The sequence below is a fragment of the Citrobacter freundii complex sp. 2025EL-00176 genome (assembly GCF_053309355.1).
Window position 1 is genome coordinate 139,539 of sequence record NZ_JBRYHT010000005.1, and the last position, 16,460, is coordinate 155,998.

Annotated in this window: 18 protein-coding genes; 7 read left to right on the forward strand and 11 right to left on the reverse strand. The window is 53.2% G+C overall.

Annotated features, from left to right (window positions below):
• Positions 1-6: 6 nt before the first annotated feature.
• From recG to gmk, 5 genes are read right to left on the reverse strand one after another with little or no spacing between them, the layout of a single operon-like run.
• On the reverse strand, positions 7-2,088 hold the full coding sequence (recG, locus tag ACVXHP_RS12670; protein WP_447571571.1) for an ATP-dependent DNA helicase RecG: 2,082 nt from the start codon (positions 2,086-2,088) through the stop codon (positions 7-9).
• A gap of 5 nt (positions 2,089-2,093) precedes the next feature.
• A complete protein-coding gene (trmH, locus tag ACVXHP_RS12675) occupies positions 2,094-2,783 on the reverse strand; it encodes a tRNA (guanosine(18)-2'-O)-methyltransferase TrmH (RefSeq protein WP_316130365.1) in 690 nt (229 codons plus the stop codon).
• Positions 2,784-2,787: 4 nt separating this feature from the next.
• A complete protein-coding gene (gene spoT, locus ACVXHP_RS12680; protein WP_137360308.1) occupies positions 2,788-4,899 on the reverse strand; it encodes a bifunctional GTP diphosphokinase/guanosine-3',5'-bis pyrophosphate 3'-pyrophosphohydrolase in 2,112 nt (703 codons plus the stop codon).
• Between the two features lie 18 nt (positions 4,900-4,917).
• Positions 4,918-5,193: a DNA-directed RNA polymerase subunit omega gene (gene rpoZ / locus ACVXHP_RS12685; RefSeq protein WP_000135058.1), complete on the reverse strand. Its 276-nt coding sequence runs from the start codon at positions 5,191-5,193 to the stop codon at positions 4,918-4,920.
• Between the two features lie 54 nt (positions 5,194-5,247).
• The gene (gene gmk, locus ACVXHP_RS12690) at positions 5,248-5,871 is read right to left on the reverse strand and encodes a guanylate kinase (protein ID WP_019078035.1); all 624 of its coding nucleotides are present in this window, start codon (positions 5,869-5,871) and stop codon (positions 5,248-5,250) included.
• A 261-nt stretch (positions 5,872-6,132) separates the two neighbouring features.
• On the opposite strand from gmk, the gene ligB reads away from it, so the two are divergent.
• On the forward strand, positions 6,133-7,812 hold the full coding sequence (ligB, locus tag ACVXHP_RS12695; RefSeq protein WP_447571572.1) for an NAD-dependent DNA ligase LigB: 1,680 nt from the start codon (positions 6,133-6,135) through the stop codon (positions 7,810-7,812).
• Here the strand turns inward: ligB and ACVXHP_RS12700 are convergent.
• On the reverse strand, positions 7,809-8,426 hold the full coding sequence (locus ACVXHP_RS12700) for a trimeric intracellular cation channel family protein (RefSeq protein ID WP_038635410.1): 618 nt from the start codon (positions 8,424-8,426) through the stop codon (positions 7,809-7,811). The two genes, ligB and ACVXHP_RS12700, sit on opposite strands and share 4 nt — an antisense overlap.
• 257 nt (positions 8,427-8,683) lie before the next feature.
• On the reverse strand, positions 8,684-9,547 hold the full coding sequence (locus tag ACVXHP_RS12705) for a YicC/YloC family endoribonuclease (RefSeq protein WP_447571573.1): 864 nt from the start codon (positions 9,545-9,547) through the stop codon (positions 8,684-8,686).
• A gap of 125 nt (positions 9,548-9,672) precedes the next feature.
• Between ACVXHP_RS12705 and rph the strand changes: the two genes are divergently transcribed.
• Both rph and pyrE read left to right on the forward strand, forming a co-directional pair.
• Complete coding sequence (rph, locus tag ACVXHP_RS12710) at positions 9,673-10,389, forward strand: ribonuclease PH (protein WP_003024054.1); 717 nt, start codon at positions 9,673-9,675, stop codon at positions 10,387-10,389.
• Positions 10,390-10,453: 64 nt separating this feature from the next.
• Complete coding sequence (pyrE, locus tag ACVXHP_RS12715; protein ID WP_003837602.1) at positions 10,454-11,095, forward strand: orotate phosphoribosyltransferase; 642 nt, start codon at positions 10,454-10,456, stop codon at positions 11,093-11,095.
• Between the two features lie 79 nt (positions 11,096-11,174).
• Here the strand turns inward: pyrE and slmA are convergent, their stop codons facing one another.
• The 3 genes from slmA to coaBC all read right to left on the reverse strand — a co-directional run bounded on the left by slmA (position 11,175) and on the right by coaBC (position 13,544).
• Complete coding sequence (gene slmA, locus ACVXHP_RS12720) at positions 11,175-11,771, reverse strand: nucleoid occlusion factor SlmA (protein WP_003024060.1); 597 nt, start codon at positions 11,769-11,771, stop codon at positions 11,175-11,177.
• A 116-nt stretch (positions 11,772-11,887) separates the two neighbouring features.
• A complete protein-coding gene (gene dut, locus ACVXHP_RS12725) occupies positions 11,888-12,346 on the reverse strand; it encodes a dUTP diphosphatase (RefSeq protein WP_006687626.1) in 459 nt (152 codons plus the stop codon).
• Positions 12,324-13,544: a bifunctional phosphopantothenoylcysteine decarboxylase/phosphopantothenate--cysteine ligase CoaBC gene (coaBC, locus tag ACVXHP_RS12730; protein ID WP_447571625.1), complete on the reverse strand. Its 1,221-nt coding sequence runs from the start codon at positions 13,542-13,544 to the stop codon at positions 12,324-12,326. Before coaBC ends, dut begins: the two co-directional genes overlap by 23 nt.
• Before the next feature lie 171 nt (positions 13,545-13,715).
• On the opposite strand from coaBC, the gene radC reads away from it, so the two are divergent.
• The 4 genes from radC to mutM all read left to right on the forward strand — a co-directional run bounded on the left by radC (position 13,716) and on the right by mutM (position 15,932).
• Positions 13,716-14,381, forward strand: coding sequence for a RadC family protein (gene radC / locus ACVXHP_RS12735; RefSeq protein ID WP_304702599.1), 666 nt, complete (start codon positions 13,716-13,718; stop codon positions 14,379-14,381).
• Positions 14,382-14,599: 218 nt separating this feature from the next.
• The gene (rpmB, locus tag ACVXHP_RS12740; RefSeq protein WP_003024071.1) at positions 14,600-14,836 is read left to right on the forward strand and encodes a 50S ribosomal protein L28; all 237 of its coding nucleotides are present in this window, start codon (positions 14,600-14,602) and stop codon (positions 14,834-14,836) included.
• A 20-nt stretch (positions 14,837-14,856) separates the two neighbouring features.
• Positions 14,857-15,024 carry a 50S ribosomal protein L33 gene (gene rpmG / locus ACVXHP_RS12745; RefSeq protein WP_003024094.1) on the forward strand — a complete coding sequence of 56 codons (168 nt, stop codon included), beginning with the start codon at positions 14,857-14,859 and terminating at the stop codon, positions 15,022-15,024.
• A 98-nt stretch (positions 15,025-15,122) separates the two neighbouring features.
• Entirely contained in the window at positions 15,123-15,932 is an 810-nt protein-coding gene (gene mutM / locus ACVXHP_RS12750; protein WP_447571574.1) for a bifunctional DNA-formamidopyrimidine glycosylase/DNA-(apurinic or apyrimidinic site) lyase, read from the forward strand.
• A 48-nt stretch (positions 15,933-15,980) separates the two neighbouring features.
• Here mutM and coaD read toward each other — a convergent pair whose 3' ends face one another.
• Positions 15,981-16,460, reverse strand: coding sequence for a pantetheine-phosphate adenylyltransferase (gene coaD, locus ACVXHP_RS12755; protein ID WP_003024099.1), 480 nt, complete (start codon positions 16,458-16,460; stop codon positions 15,981-15,983).

The following is a 16,460-nucleotide window of genomic DNA, read 5'->3' on the forward strand; positions in this document are numbered from 1 at the left end:
AGTCGATTATGCGTTGGAGTAACGTTCGGTTTCCGGCATCCAGCGCTCTATCAGCGCGGCAGCCTGTTGCGGATAACGTTCGTGAATATGGCGGGCTATACGCTGAACTTCCGGAATAATAGCCTGATCGCGCAATAAATCCGCTACTTTGAATTCTGCCGTTCCGGTCTGGCGCGTACCCAGCAGCTCGCCTGGTCCGCGGATCTCTAAATCTTTTTGTGCAATCACGAACCCGTCATTGCTGTCCCGCAGAACCTGCAGGCGTTTCTGCGCCGTTTTTGACAGCGGCGATTTGTAGAGCAGGACGCAGTGGGAAGCCACGGCGCCACGGCCTACGCGGCCACGCAACTGGTGCAGCTGCGCCAGGCCTAATCGCTCCGGGTTTTCAATGATCATCAGGCTGGCGTTTGGCACGTCCACACCCACTTCAATCACCGTGGTGGCGACCAGCAGATGTAATTCACCCTGCTTAAAGGCGGCCATTACCGACTGCTTCTCGGTGGGCTTCATGCGCCCGTGCACCAGGCCAATATTCAGCTCTGGTAGGGCAAGCTTAAGTTCTTCCCACGTGGCTTCTGCCGCCTGCGCTTCTAATAAATCAGACTCTTCGATTAGTGTACAAACCCAGTACGCCTGACGCCCTTCGTGGGTGTAGGCGTTGCGCACACGGTCAATGATATCGCTACGGCGGGTGTCGGGAATCGCCACCGTGGTGACCGGCGTACGCCCCGGCGGCAGTTCGTCAATCACTGACGTGTCGAGATCGGCATAGGCGGTCATGGCCAGCGTACGCGGGATCGGGGTGGCGGTCATAATGAGCTGGTGTGGGTGGAAACCCTGCTGCTGGCCTTTCTCCCACAGCGCCAGACGCTGATGCACGCCAAAACGGTGCTGTTCGTCGATAATCACCAGCGCCAGCCCGTTGAACTGAACTTGTTCCTGAAAAATTGCGTGTGTGCCGACAATCATCTGCACCTGACCGCTGGCGATGGCTTCCTGCTGTGCCTGGCGTGCTTTACCTTTTTGCTTACCCGCCAGCCAACCCACTTCAACGCCCAGAGGTTCAAACCAGTTACGGAAATTATTTGCGTGCTGTTCAGCCAGCAACTCAGTAGGAGCCATCAGCGCCACCTGCTTACCATGCGCAATTGCGCGCAGGGCGGCAAGTGCTGCAACTAGCGTTTTACCGGAACCGACATCGCCCTGCACCAGGCGCATCATTGGGACATCCAGCGCCATATCGCGTTCAATTTCGGCTGTGACCCGTGCCTGTGCGCCGGTTGGCTTAAAGGGGAGCGCCGCCAGCAGTTGATCTTTCAGCCGATCGTTAGGACTCAGCGGTTGGGCGTGAAAACGTTGCGCCCCGGCGCGAAGCGCCAGCATGCTGAGATTGTGCGCCAGGAGTTCTTCCAGAATCAGGCGCCGCTGTGCCGGATGTTGCCCGATTTCGAGATCGCTAAGCTGTAGCGTCGGCGGCGGGCGGTGCAGTGTGCGCAACGCTTCCGGCAGGCTCATCATGCCTTGTAGTAATTCCGGAGGGAGCAACTCGGCAATGGCGCAGGTATCGAGCAGATCCAGCGCCTGATCGGTCAACTTGCGCAGCGTTGCCTGCTTAACGCCTTCAGTGGTCGGATAAACCGGTGTGAGTGTTTCCTGCAGTTCCGGCGTGCTGAGATCGCCCTGTACGCGGTATTCCGGATGGATCATTTCTGCGCCGTACTTGCCACGTTTAGCTTCGCCATAGGCCAACACACGGCGCCCGGTGGCGAGGCTGTTTTTCATTGCTGCGCTGAAGTTGAAGAAGCGCATAGTGAGAATGCCGGAGCCATCGCTTATCTGGCAGGTCATCATTCGGCGGCCACCGAAAGTGATATTGCAGTTCAGCACTTCGCCTTCAACGGTGGCATAGACGCCCGGCAGCAGTTCGCCAATGGGGTACAGATGAGTACGGTCTTCGTAACGCAGAGGGAGGTGGAGCAGGAGGTCCTGCACGGTGTGCAGGCCAATTTTCGCCAGTTTACTGCTTTGTGCTGCGCCAACGCCCGTCAGAGAGTTGAGCGGGATGGCATCCAGTAAACGGCCTTTCATCGCGTTTATTTCGCAGATTGCATAGTGGCCCACCACGTTGCATCGGCTTCAATTTCGCCCTGCGTGTTTACGTGAGGGTAGGGAAGTCCCTTGCGCTTAGCGACATTCGCCAGCACCGGATAACCGCCTTCAAACAGCAGGCGCTGCTGCTCATCTTCCGGCAACATGCTGTTTTCTCGTCGGTACATGCCAGCATTTTGTCGCTGGCGCTGCGCTTCATACAGAATCAGCGCAGAGGCAACCGAAACGTTCAGTGACTGCACCATGCCAATCATTGGAATGATGATATCCTGGTCCGCCAGATCGAGTGCTTCCTGAGTAATACCGGTTTTTTCCTGGCCCATCAGGATGCAGGTCGGTCGCGTATAATCAATCTCGCGAAAATCGACGGCTTTATCAGAGAGGTGGGTCGCCAGAACCTGCATGCCCTGGCTTTTTAATTGTGTGACCGCATCGCTAATGGTGGGGTGGGTCTTAACCTGCACCCAACTGTTACTGCCCGCGGCAGAAGAGGCCATGGTACGCATACGGCTACCCGGCCAGACGGCGTGGACTTCGTGTACGCCGACGGCGTCTGCGGTACGAATGATCGCAGAAACGTTATGAGGTTTATGGACCTGCTCCATGCAGACGGTCAGATCGGCCTGACGCCTGGCAAGCATTTCGCAAATGCGCTCATAGCGTTTTGAGTTCATATCTCTAGTTTCGGTTGCGGGTGACTTTAATCACGTCCGGCATGACGCGGATTTTGCGCATAATATTCGCCAGATGCACGCGATCGCGAGCGGTCAGGCGAATAAAGGCGCTATAAACACGGCCATCTTTCTCTTCAGTATTCAGACTTTGAATATTGGAGGTCGTCGTGTTGATTGCCGCCGTCAGGTTCGCCAGAGCACCCTGGTGGTTAAACATGTCCACCTTAATTTCGGTGATGAACTCCTGCTCTGTCTCTTTATCCCATTCCACCGCCATAAACTTCTCTGGCTCTTTCTGGTAGCCACGAATGTTACGGCAGGACTCATGGTGAATTACCAGACCTTTACCCGGACTGACGTGGGCAATGATCGGATCGCCAGGAATTGGACGACAGCATTTAGCGAAGGTGATCAGTACGCCGTCTGCGCCTTTGATCGGCAGATGACCATGACCAGATGGCGCAGGAACGTTCGCTGATGCTTCGCCCTGCTGGAGGTTTTTCGCTACCACCACGCTCATGGCGTTGCCCAGACCGATTTCCGCTAACAGATCGTCAAGCGTGGCGAGCTTCATGCGCTCAAGCTCACGCTGGATACTTTCCTGCGGGATTTCAGCCAGTTTACGGCTACCACCCAGGGCATGATTAAGCAGTCGACGCCCCAGACTGACGGAATCATCACGCTTAAGGTTTTTCAGCAGTTGGCGAATTTTTGCTCGCGCTTTCGAGCTGACGACGAAGTTGAGCCATGCCGCATTCGGCCGAGCGCCTGGCGCGGTAATGATTTCAACGGTCTGACCGCTAAACAGCGGTTGGGAAAGCGGATAAGGCTGTCTGTCGACACGTGCGCCAACGCAGGCATGACCGATATCGGTATGCACCGCATAAGCGAAGTCGACAGGCGTCGCACCGGCAGGCAGCTCGACAATGCGCCCTTCCGGTGTGAAAACATAAATCTCATCCGGGAAGAGATCAGATTTAACGCTTTCAATAAATTCAAACGAGCTACCGGCGCTTTGCTGCAGTTCCAGCAGGCTTTGCATCCAGCGTTGGGCGCGGATTTGTGCCGTGGTACTGGTTTCGCCATGCTCTTTGTACGCCCAGTGTGCCGCGACCCCCATCTCCGCCATCTGGTCCATGTCTTCGGTACGAATTTGTACTTCAACAGGAACGCCGTGCGGGCCGATCATTGAGGTATGCAAAGACTGATATCCGTTCGCTTTGGGAATAGCGATATAGTCTTTCACGCGACCTGGACGCGGTTTGTACAAGCTGTGCATCTGGCCGAGTACGCGATAGCAGGTATCGGAGTCATGAACGATGACGCGGAAAGCGTAAATGTCCATGATCGAGTGAAAACGCTGCTCTTTGAGTACCATTTTGCAGTAGATAGAGTACAGGTGTTTCTCGCGACCGCTTACGCGACACGGGATGCCTGCTTCCTGCAAACGCCCTTCGATTTCTGAGAGGATTTTTTGGATCATCTCTTTGCGGTTGCCGCGGGCGGCTTTTACCACTTCTTTAATCACGCGATAGCGGTTCGGGTACAGCGCTTCAAAACCCAGCTCTTCCAGCTCGGTCTTAATGTGATGAATACCTAAACGGTGCGCCAGCGGACTGTAGATTTCGAGGGTTTCACGGGCGATGCGGCGGCGCTTATCGGGGCGTAATGAGCCCAGCGTGCGCATATTGTGGGTACGGTCGGCAAGTTTGATGAGAATGACGCGGATATCCTGCACCATCGCCATAATCATCTTGCGAAAGTTTTCAGCTTGCGCCTCTTTCTTATCGCGAAACTTAAGCTTATCAAGCTTCGATACCCCTTCTACCAGCTCTGCAACGCTTTTACCAAAAAGCTGTTCCATATCCTGATAGGTGGCTGGAGTATCTTCAATCACGTCATGCAGCAGCGCAGCCATCAGCGTTTCGTAGTCGAGTTTCATCTCGGCCAGAATGCAGGCTACCGCTACCGGGTGCGTGATATAGGGTTCACCGCTTGAACGTGTCTGGCCCTCGTGAGCGTCACGTGCAACGAGATACGCCTGCCGAAGACGCTTAATCTGGTCTTCCGGCAGGTAGTTTTGAATCAGCTGATTCAGGCTTTCAAACAGATACAAGGGCGACCCGCTTTGTGATTAACGACGACCTTCAGCAATAGCGGTAACGGCTTGTAATTCAGCGGCTTCCTGCTCTTGCTGTTCCTGGCGCTCACGCACGTCGAGGATCTGGTTGTTGATCAGACCTTCTTCGATTTCGCGCAGCGCGATAACGGTAGTTTTATCGTTTTCTTCCGGTACGAGCGGATCCTTTCCGCCTACCTGCATCTGACGAGCGCGACGCGCGGCGACCAGTACCAGGTCAAAACGGTTACCAATTTTCTCTACAGCGTCCTGAACAGTTACGCGTGCCATACTTAAAATGCTCCACAGGTGAAGAAATGACTGGGCATGATACTGAATGTGGGTTCAGTCTGCCAACAGTTTGCTGATTAAAGCGTCATGACGCTGCTTTTGGCGGCTCATGCGCAGACGTTCGGCGCGAATGATGGTTTTCAAATCGCCCAGGGCGGTATCGAAATCATCGTTCACAATAAGATAATCATATTCGGCGTAATGGCTCATTTCTGCAACAGCTTGCGCCATACGTTTTGCGATCACGTCTTCACTATCCTGACCTCGACCACGAAGACGGCGGTCCAGCTCAATCTTAGATGGCGGCAAAATAAAAATACTGCGCGCATGCGGCATTTTTTGACGAATTTGCTGCGCACCTTGCCAGTCGATATCTAAAAAGACGTCTACGCCGGATGCTAATACTTGCTCAATGGTCTCACGCGAAGTGCCGTAGTAATTACCGAAAACCTCAGCGTGTTCCAGAAACGCGTCTCTGCCAATCATGGTTCTGAATTCGTCATGGTTCACAAAGAAATAGTGTTCACCGTGCACTTCCCCCGGGCGCGGTGCGCGCGTGGTGTGCGAAACAGAAACCTGGGTGTCATACAACGGTTGGGTCTTTAATAAAGCCTGAATCAGGCTGGATTTACCCGCGCCACTGGGGGCAGAAACAATATAAAGCGTGCCTTGAGCCATGAGTATCTTAATGTATGTGATTGTCGAAAGAGAGCCTACATACGGGCTTATTATACACGTAGCCGCTATGTGACGTAGCCTTTGTCACACTTTTTGCGCATGTTTATTGCGTTTTGCGTACCCGTTTCCTGTTTTACCGGCAATTTGCAGTAACACGTGAAAATGTCAGGAAGCCTGCTCGCACGATGAATTTTTGTCGCTCTGTTTCGCTTGCACTCCGCGCTATACCTGCCGGGAAACACATTGGTTAGCGGAGGCAATATGGGGCTATGGAAATGCCTTGGCATAGTTTTATTGGTCTGGAATTTGTCGGTCTGGGCGGTATGCCCGGTCTGGTCTCCAGCCCGGGCAAGCGAGGAAATTTCACGATTACAGCAGCAGATAACACGGTGGAATGACAGTTACTGGAAACAAGGGGTCAGCGCCGTTGATGACGGCGTTTATGACCAGCTCAATGCGCAACTAATCCAATGGCAGCGCTGTTTTGGCGATGAAGCTCCACCTGATCTGTCTGCACCCCCAATTAGTGGCACAGTCTCGCATCCAGTGCCTCACACGGGGGTCCGTAAGCTGGCAGATAAGCAAGCGTTACAGCAATGGATGCGCGTGCGCAGCGATCTCTGGGTACAACCAAAGGTCGACGGCGTGGCGGTAACGCTGGTCTATCGCAATGGCAATCTGGTAAGAGCGATTAGCCGAGGTAATGGCCTGAAAGGTGAAGACTGGACGCAAAAGATTCTTCAGATCCCTTCCGTACCACACACGACCAAAGGTCTGCTGGCAAACAGTACGTTGCAGGGCGAGATATTTTTACAGCAGGAAGGACATATCCAGCAACAGAGCGGGGGAATGAACGCCCGCTCAAAGGTCGCTGGAATGATGATGCGCCAGAGCAACCCGGAACGGTTACGCTCGTTGGCTATTTTCATCTGGGCCTGGCCTGATGGTCCGGCGGTCATGTCGGAAAGGCTGGAACAACTCACTGCTGCCGGGTTTAGTTTCACGCAACACTATACCCAGCCCGTGAAAAATGCGGACGATGTCGAGCATGCCCGTGCCCGGTGGTGGACTTCGGCACTCCCTTTTGTGACGGATGGCGTCGTGGTGCGATCGGGGAAAGAACCGCAGGCGCGATACTGGTTACCCGGGCAGGGAGGCTGGCTGGCGGCGTGGAAATATCCGCCCGTGGCTCAGGTATCTGAGGTCACAGATATTCAGTTTTCAGTCGGTAAAAGTGGAAAAATTGCCGTAGTCGCGCTGCTGGCACCCGTCATGCTTGATGATAAACGCGTGCAACGCGTCAATATTGGTTCTGTACGCCGCTGGAATGAATGGGATATCGCGCCGGGAGATCGGATCCTGATAAGCCTGGCCGGACAGGGGATCCCTCGTATCGACGAAGTGGTCTGGCGCAGCACTCAACGCATTAAGCCAACGCCGCCGGAGGGGCGCTTCAATCCAATGACCTGCTTTTATGCCACGCCGGCGTGTTATGAGCAGTTTATTGCCAGACTGGTTTGGTTGGGCGCAAAAGAGGTGCTGGAATTAGAAGGTATTGGTGAAGCGGGATGGCGTGACCTTCATCAGACGTATCACTTTGAACATATCTTTTCCTGGCTCGGATTAACCCAGGAGCAGCTCCAGTCCACATTAGGCGTAAGCAAAGGGGAAAAGATGTGGCATCAGTTCAACCTGTCGCGCCATCTTCCGTTCACACGTTGGGTTATTGCCATGGGAATACCGTTAACACAGGCAACGCTGAATGCCAGTCGGGATGCTTCGTGGCAACAGTTGCAGGACCGCGATGAACAAAGCTGGCGACAGCTCCCTTTAATGGGGGAACGCCGGGCACGACAGATCATTCAGTGGCTGGGGGCCAGGGAGGTCATAGCGCTGAGCAACTGGCTGGCTGCTCAGCGTATTACGGGCTTTATGCCTTAATGACCTTCATGGCGATAATAAAATACTGGCAGGCCCAACTTCAGGCGCAGCGCCAGTAACCGGGCGGTAAAGCCGAAGAGTAGGGTAGAGATAACCACCACATCGTGGCTGGAGACGTAATGTTGCAGCACGATGTAAAGTACGGCAGCGGCAAAGGAAACCCCAGCATACAGCTCTTTCTGGAACACTAACGGAATGCGTTTGCAGAACATGTCGCGTAACACGCCACCGAAGACGCCTGTCGTGACCGCAGCGACCACGGCGATAATCGGCCCGTGGCCCATATCCAGTGCCACCTGTGCGCCAATAATAGAAAAGACCACCAGGCCCAGCGCATCCAGTACAAGGAATATTTTACGCAGGTAGGGCATGACAGGAGCAATAATGGTGGTGAGTACCGCAGCGGCCGCCACGATAATGACGTATTCGGGATGTTTTACCCAGCCAAGCGGATAGTGGCCGAGAAGAATGTCGCGTACCGAACCACCGCCAATGGCGGTCGCAGTGGCAATAATAATGACGCCAAATGTATCCATACGGCGACGTCCCGCCGCAAGCGCGCCGGTCATGGCTTCGGCAGTAATACCAATTAAATATAAAACGTGTAACAGCATGTATTCCCCCTGATGTGCTGGGGGCTAAGGTTATCGATTTGTGCGCATTGTCACGATTGAGATTTTCTAAGGTGAAACGATTTTAATAACTACAGCTAATGCGAATATGACAGAAATGCGTTATGGCATGCTGTTTAAAGTGTGGTGGATAATAATAAACGATGAGAAAACGTAATTCGAAGTAAAGGGGCTGAAGCGAAACGTCGGGAAAAACACGCAGTCCCGCCGTTTACTGGCGGGCTACGTTGAGTAGTGGCTTACTCGATGTTCTGAATCTGCTCGCGCATTTGCTCGATCAAGACTTTCAGTTCAATTGCAGAGTTAGTCACCTCAGCATTGATAGACTTGGATGCCAGGGTGTTCGACTCACGGTTGAATTCCTGCATCATGAAGTCCAGACGACGACCAACCGCCTCTTTTTTCTTCAGAATGTTGTAGGTTTCTTTGACGTGTGCTTCCAGGCGATCCAGTTCTTCAGCCACATCGATACGCTGTGCCATCAGCACCAGCTCTTGCTCAAGACGGTTATTTTCCAGTTGCACCTGAGCATCTTCCAGTTTGGCCACCAGACGTTCACGCTGCCATTGCAGAATTTCGGGCATATGCGCACGTACCTTCGTCACTTCCCCGTTGACGCCTTCCAGACGCTGCTCGATCAGCGCTTTCAGCGCCTGACCTTCGGTTTCACGCGCAACGATAAAGTCATCCAGCGTACCGTCAAGTGCGGCGAGGATTTCGGCGGCAATGGCGTCCAGATCCTGCTCCTGGGCAGCCATTACACCCGGCCAGCGCAGGATATCAACCGGGTTAATTTCACCTTCATCACTCTGCATTTTGACCCAGTTAGCGGCGCTAACGAGCTGTTTAGCGAGCTTTTCATTCAGGATCAGCTCGCCCTGCGCGCTGGCATCAGGCTCAAAACGCAGCGTACATTCGATTTTACCGCGCGTCAGGCGCGAGCGAATACGTTCGCGAACCACGGGTTCGAGACTACGGAACTGTTCCGGCAGGCGAAAATAAGTTTCCAGATAACGCTGGTTTACCGAGCGCATTTCCCAGGTTGCGCTACCCCATTCACCCTTGATTTCACGCCGGGCGTAGGCGGTCATGCTGCGGATCATAGACGTTCCTGTTTTTAAAGATGAGATGGGAGGATTATAGCCATCCACGTCTTGTCAGGATAGGAATAACCGTCGGAAGTCCGTATAATGCGCAGCCACATTCGTTTCAAGCCGGAGATTTTATCATGCGTCCAGCAGGTCGTAGTGCCAATCAGGTGCGTCCCGTCACCCTGACCCGTAATTATACAAAACACGCTGAAGGCTCCGTGCTGGTCGAATTTGGTGATACCAAAGTGCTGTGTACCGCTTCTATTGATGAAGGCGTCCCACGTTTTCTGAAAGGTCAGGGCCAGGGTTGGATCACCGCAGAATATGGCATGCTGCCACGCGCCACGCACACCCGTAACGCCCGTGAGGCGGCGAAAGGTAAGCAGGGCGGTCGTACCATGGAAATCCAGCGTCTGATCGCTCGTGCGCTGCGCGCTGCCGTTGACCTGAAGACGCTCGGTGAATTCACGATTACATTGGACTGTGATGTTATTCAGGCTGATGGCGGTACGCGTACTGCATCAATTACTGGCGCATGCGTTGCGCTGGCGGATGCGCTGAACAAGCTGGTGGCGAGCGGCAAGCTGAAAACTAACCCGATGAAAGGGATGGTTGCCGCGGTTTCCGTGGGTATTGTCAATGGTGAAGCGCTCTGTGACCTCGAGTACGTTGAGGATTCAGCGGCAGAAACTGACATGAACGTGGTGATGACTGAAGACGGTCGCATTATTGAAGTGCAGGGCACGGCGGAAGGCGAGCCGTTCAGCCATGAAGAACTTCTCACCCTACTGGCCTTGGCCCGAGGGGGAATCGAATCCATTGTAGCGACGCAGAAGGCGGCGTTAGAAAATTGATTTTAAAGGCGACTGAAGAGTCGCCTTTTTTTGTCTGTAATAAAGTGAGATGAGGAGCGAATCCATGAAACCGTATCAGCGCCAGTTTATTGAGTTTGCGCTTAGCAAGCAGGTACTAAAGTTTGGCGAATTTACGCTGAAATCCGGGCGCAAAAGCCCCTATTTCTTCAACGCTGGGCTGTTTAATACCGGGCGCGATCTGGCACTGTTAGGCCGTTTTTATGCTGAGGCGCTGGTGGATTCAGGCATCGAGTTCGATTTGTTGTTTGGCCCTGCGTACAAAGGTATTCCGATTGCGACCACCACGGCTGTAGCATTGGCGGAACACCACGATAAAGATTTGCCGTACTGCTTTAACCGTAAAGAGGCAAAGACCCACGGTGAAGGCGGTAATCTGGTAGGTAGCGCTCTTGAGGGGCGTGTCATGCTGGTGGATGATGTTATCACCGCTGGTACGGCTATTCGTGAGTCGATGGAGATTATTCAGGCTAATGGCGCTACGCTTGCTGGGGTACTGATTTCTCTCGATCGTCAGGAACGCGGTCGTGGCGAGATTTCGGCGATTCAGGAAGTAGAGCGTGATTATGGTTGCAAGGTGATTTCAATCATTACCCTGAAAGACCTGATTGCGTATCTGGAAGAGAAGCCTGAAATGGCAGAACACCTGGTCGCAGTGCGGGCATATCGCGAAGCATACGGCGTATAAGAACTGTAGATGCCGCTGCGCGTATCCGGCCTACATCACCGTAGGCCGGATAAGACAAAGTCGCCATCCGGCAACCGTGTTACTGCAATTGAGCGGCAACCAGCGGCCAGCGGGTGTCAAAATCATCCGTTGGGCGATATTTAAATTCGCTACGTACAAACCGGGACAACATACCTTCGCAGAAAGCCAGTAACTGGCTGGCCAGCAGCGTTTCATCCACGGTGTAACCTTCGCCTTCACGCATTCTTTTTTCGCGCAGAACCTGGCGCAGCTGGGCCTCAATACGTTCGAAAAGCTGGTTAATGCGGCCTTGCAGACGATCCTGTTCAAACATGAGCGCATGCCCGGTCAGAATGCGCGTCAGACCGGGGTTACGTTCACCGAAGCCTAAAATCAGCAGAACGATCAGACGCAGACGTGCGCTGGTGTCCTTTTCATCTTTTAAGATCAGATTGATACGGGTAATCAGACTATCTTCGATAAACTCAATCAGGCTATCGAACATGCGGGTCTTGCTGGGAAAATGGCGATACAAGGCCGCTTCGGAAACGCCTACAGAGGCTGCCAGTTTCGCTGTCGTGATGCGTTGGCTTCCATCGCTGGACTCAAGCATCAGTGCCAGAGACTGAAGTATTTCTTCGCGACGATTCCTTTTCGCAGTTTGTTTTTCTACCATGTTACAAAATACCCCTGAAAATAAGCTCTTGCCAGGCAGGCATCCACACAGCGACCGCAAACGGCTGTTTGCGGTGTGTTATTGCGTTATTACGCTGCGGGATACTTTTCTGCGGGTTACTTGCGCCCGGAATGGCCGAAGCCACCTTCGCCACGATCGGTGGCTTCAAACTCTTCCACCAGATTAAATTCAGCCTGCACGACCGGTACAAATACCATCTGCGCGATACGTTCGCCCGGTTCAATCGTGAAGCTGTCCTGACCACGGTTCCAGATAGACACCATCAGTTGTCCTTGATAGTCGGAATCAATCAGACCGACCAGATTGCCCAGTACGATACCGTGCTTATGGCCCAGCCCGGAACGTGGCAACATCACCGCCGCCAGAGAAGGGTCGGCGATGTGGATAGCTAACCCGGTTGGCACCAGCGTAGTTGCACCCGGCGCCAGCTCTACGGCGTCATCGAGACAAGCACGCAGGTCAAGTCCGGCAGAGCCAGAAGTGGCGTACGTCGGGAGCGGAAATTGTTGCCCTACGCGCGGGTCCAGAATCTTAACGTCGATTTTTTTCATCATAACGGGTCACGATCTCGTCGAGTAATAATTGGCCCAGGAGTTCTTTACGCTCAAGCGGTAAGATTTTATCTCCATCCTGCCAAAAAAGGTGTAATGCGTTGCTGTCGCTGTTAAATCCTTGAGTTGATAGCGAAACGTCGTTCGCACAGATCACATCAAGGTTTTTGCGGATGCGTTTTTGCCGGGCATATTCTTCCACATTATTTGTTTCGGCGGCAAACCCAACGACAAAAGGACGATTAGCATCCAGTGCGGCAACACCGGCGATAATATCTGGGTTTTTGACCATTTTTACTGTTAATTCATCACCCTGCGTCGCCTGTTTTTTGATTTTTTCGTGGGCGACGGTCTCGGCGCGATAATCAGCGACTGCGGCGCAGCCGATAAAAATATGCTGTTGTTGCACCGCAGATTGCACGGCGGCTTCCATTTCCAGCGCGGTCATCACATCAATGCGCTGCACAAATGGCGGCGTGGGTAACGATACAGGACCCGACACCAGCGTGACGTTTGCCCCGCGTTTTGCGGCAGCGGCTGCGATAGCAAATCCCATTTTCCCGGAGCTGTGATTGGAAATGTAACGCACGGGATCCAGCGGTTCACGCGTCGGGCCCGCCGTAATCATGATGTTGAGATGTTGCAGATCGTTGACAGGCGAGAAATGTTCTGCGGCCATATCGACAATCGTCAACGGATCCAGCATGCGGCCAGGACCGACATCGCCACATGCCTGACTACCGCTGTCAGGACCCCAAATGAGCAAACCTCGCGAGGCAAGAATGCTCAGATTGTGCTGGGTCGCGGCAGCACGGTACATCTGCTGGTTCATGGCTGGCAGCACAGCAACAGGAGCAGACGTTGCCAGACAAATCGTTGAAACCAGATCGTTAGCCATACCTGCGGCGACGCGGGCAATCAGGTCTGCCGTGGCAGGGGCCAGGATAACCAAGTCGGCCCATTTCCCCAGTTCAATGTGGCCCATCGCGGCTTCAGCCGCAGGGTCAAGCAGGCTGTCGGAAACGGGATAACTCGAAACCGCTTGTAAGCTCAGGGGAGTAATAAACGCTTTTGCCGCTTCGGTCATCGCCACGCGGACGTCAGCGCCGCGTTCCCGCAAACGACGCACCAGTTCAGGGGTTTTGTACGCAGCAATGCCGCCACTGACGCCAAGTACGATTTTTTTACCGGCCAGGCTCATCATGATCTTTCCTGTTGGGTTTCACCAGAAGGCGGATATTTTATCACAATCCGCAATGAGTCGTGCTTTTGCCCGCGCTTCAGTTTGCGAGCCGCTACGAAGAAGTGATAACAGAGCGTCGATTCGCGACTGGCGTTATGCCACTATGCGGACGCGAAAGGAGGGGGAAGCATGGAAAATACAGGACGTATGATGCCCCGGGAAAAGCTATTGGCGCAGGGGGCTGGTTCACTTAGCGATGTTGAACTACTGGCGCTTTTTTTACGCACCGGGATTCTGGGTAAAGATGTGCTGTCGCTGGCAAAAGAGTTGATCCAGCATTTTGGTTCGCTGTATGGCCTGTTATCTGCAGACTACATGGCGTTTAGCCACGTTCACGGTATTGGCCTGGCGAAGTATGCGCAGCTTAAAGGGATTGCCGAACTGGCAAGGCGCTACCATAACGTGCGAGTGATGGAGGAGAGCGCGTTACTTAGCCCGGAAATGGCACGAGAATTTCTGCAAAGTCAGCTCGCGCAAGAGGAACGTGAGATCTTTATGGTGATCTTTATGGATTCTCAACATCGCGTGATTAAACACAGCAAACTTTTTTCCGGCACGCTTAGCCATGTTGAGGTGCATCCGCGAGAAATTGTGCGTGAAGCGATAAAAATGAATGCGTCAGCGGTGATCCTTGCACATAATCACCCTTCGGGTTGTGCAGAGCCGAGTAAAGCAGATAAACTCATCACCGAGCGTGTTGTGAAATGCTGTCAGTTCATGGATATCCGGGTGCTTGATCATCTGGTCATTGGGCGCGGAGAGTATGTTTCTTTTGCGGAACGCGGTTGGATTTAACGCACTTTACGCGATCCATCGGGATCTTTGTCTGTTCGGGACTTGAGCATAACGCCGGGTCAGCGTATACTACGCCACCTTTGAGAATCTCGGGTTTGGCATTTGGGCCTGGCAATCGAGAGTTCACTTAGAACTATGCGATGACCGGGCTGTAAAGCCTGACGAGGCGCCGATACCCCATACGAAGCTCGAGCTAATTTGATTTTTGGAGAATAGACATGTCCCGAGTCTGCCAAGTTACTGGCAAGCGTCCGGTGACCGGTAACAACCGTTCCCACGCACTGAACGCGACTAAACGCCGTTTCCTGCCTAACCTGCACTCTCACCGTTTCTGGGTTGAGAGCGAAAAGCGTTTTGTCACCCTGCGTGTATCTGCTAAAGGTATGCGTGTTATTGATAAGAAAGGCATCGAAACAGTTCTGTCTGAACTGCGTGCCCGTGGCGAAAAGTACTAAGTACTAAGAGGAAATAAATCATGGCTAAAGGTATTCGTGAGAAAATCAAGCTGGTTTCTTCTGCTGGTACTGGTCACTTCTATACCACTACGAAGAACAAACGTACTAAGCCGGAAAAACTGGAACTGAAAAAATTCGATCCAGTTGTCCGTCAGCACGTTCTCTACAAAGAAGCGAAAATCAAATAATTCTCGCTTTGATGTAATAAAAAACCTCGCTTCGGCGGGGTTTTTTGTTTTCTGGCCGTCCCCATATTAATGAGACCTGATACATCGCCGGAGATACTATGCCTGAATTACCTGAAGTCGAAACCAGCCGCCGCGGTATTGAGCCGCATCTGGTTGGGGCAACGATTATGCACGCGACTGTGCGTAACGGTCGTCTGCGTTGGCCGGTATCAGAGGAAATCTATCGTCTGAGCGATAAGCCCGTTCTCAGCGTACAGCGGCGCGCGAAATACTTGCTGCTGGAGCTGTCGGATGGTTGGATTATCATTCATCTGGGGATGTCGGGTAGTTTGCGTATCCTTCCTGAAGAGCTTCCGGCAGAAAAGCATGACCACGTCGACTTAGTGATGAGTAACGGCAAAGTCCTGCGCTATACCGATCCTCGCCGTTTTGGCGCCTGGCTGTGGACTACAGAGCTCGATGGACATAATGTTCTCGCTCATCTTGGCCCTGAGCCTCTGAGCGACGATTTCAACGCCAGTTATCTGCAGCAGAAATGCGCGAAGAAGAAAACCGCGATTAAACCGTGGCTGATGGATAACAAGTTGGTGGTGGGGGTAGGTAATATCTATGCCAGCGAGTCGCTGTTTGCAGCGGGCATCCATCCTGACCGCCTGGCGTCATCTCTGTCGCAGGTTGAGTGCGAACTGCTGGTGCGCGTCATCAAGGCGGTTTTGCTGCGTTCGATCGAACAGGGCGGAACGACGCTGAAGGACTTCCTGCAAAGCGACGGTAAGCCGGGCTATTTTGCCCAGGAACTGCAGGTCTATGGGAGAGAAGGTGAACCCTGTCGTGTATGCGGCGCGCCAATCATTGCGACAAAACACGCCCAGCGCACGACGTTCTACTGCCGTCGCTGTCAGAAATAAAATTCGTTGCTGGCCGGATAAACTTTATGTCTTATCCGGCCAGACGCATTACTTTAGTTTACTCATTAACGCCTGATGGACGTTTTCCGGCAGAAAGTGCGTCACATCACCCTGATGGCGGGCGACTTCTTTCACCAGTGACGATGAGATAAATGACCATTCTTTAGACGGCATCAGAAAGACGCTTTCCAGTTGCGGCATCAGGTGGCGGTTCATGTGCGCCAGCTGCATTTCATACTCAAAATCTGCTACCGCGCGCAGGCCTCGGATCAGAATGTTAGCCTGATTATCGCGGGCAAAGTTTGCCATTAAGTCGCTGAATCCCAGAACTTCCACATTGCCGAGATGCGCCGTTGCCTGTTGCGCCAGCTCGACGCGTTCTTCAAGGGTAAACATCGGTTTTTTACTGGGACTTGCGGCAATCGCCAGGATCACATGATCAAACATGCTGGTCGCACGCGTCACGATATCAAGATGGCCGTTAGTTATGGGATCAAAGGTTCCTGGATAAATCGCCCGTTTTTGCAT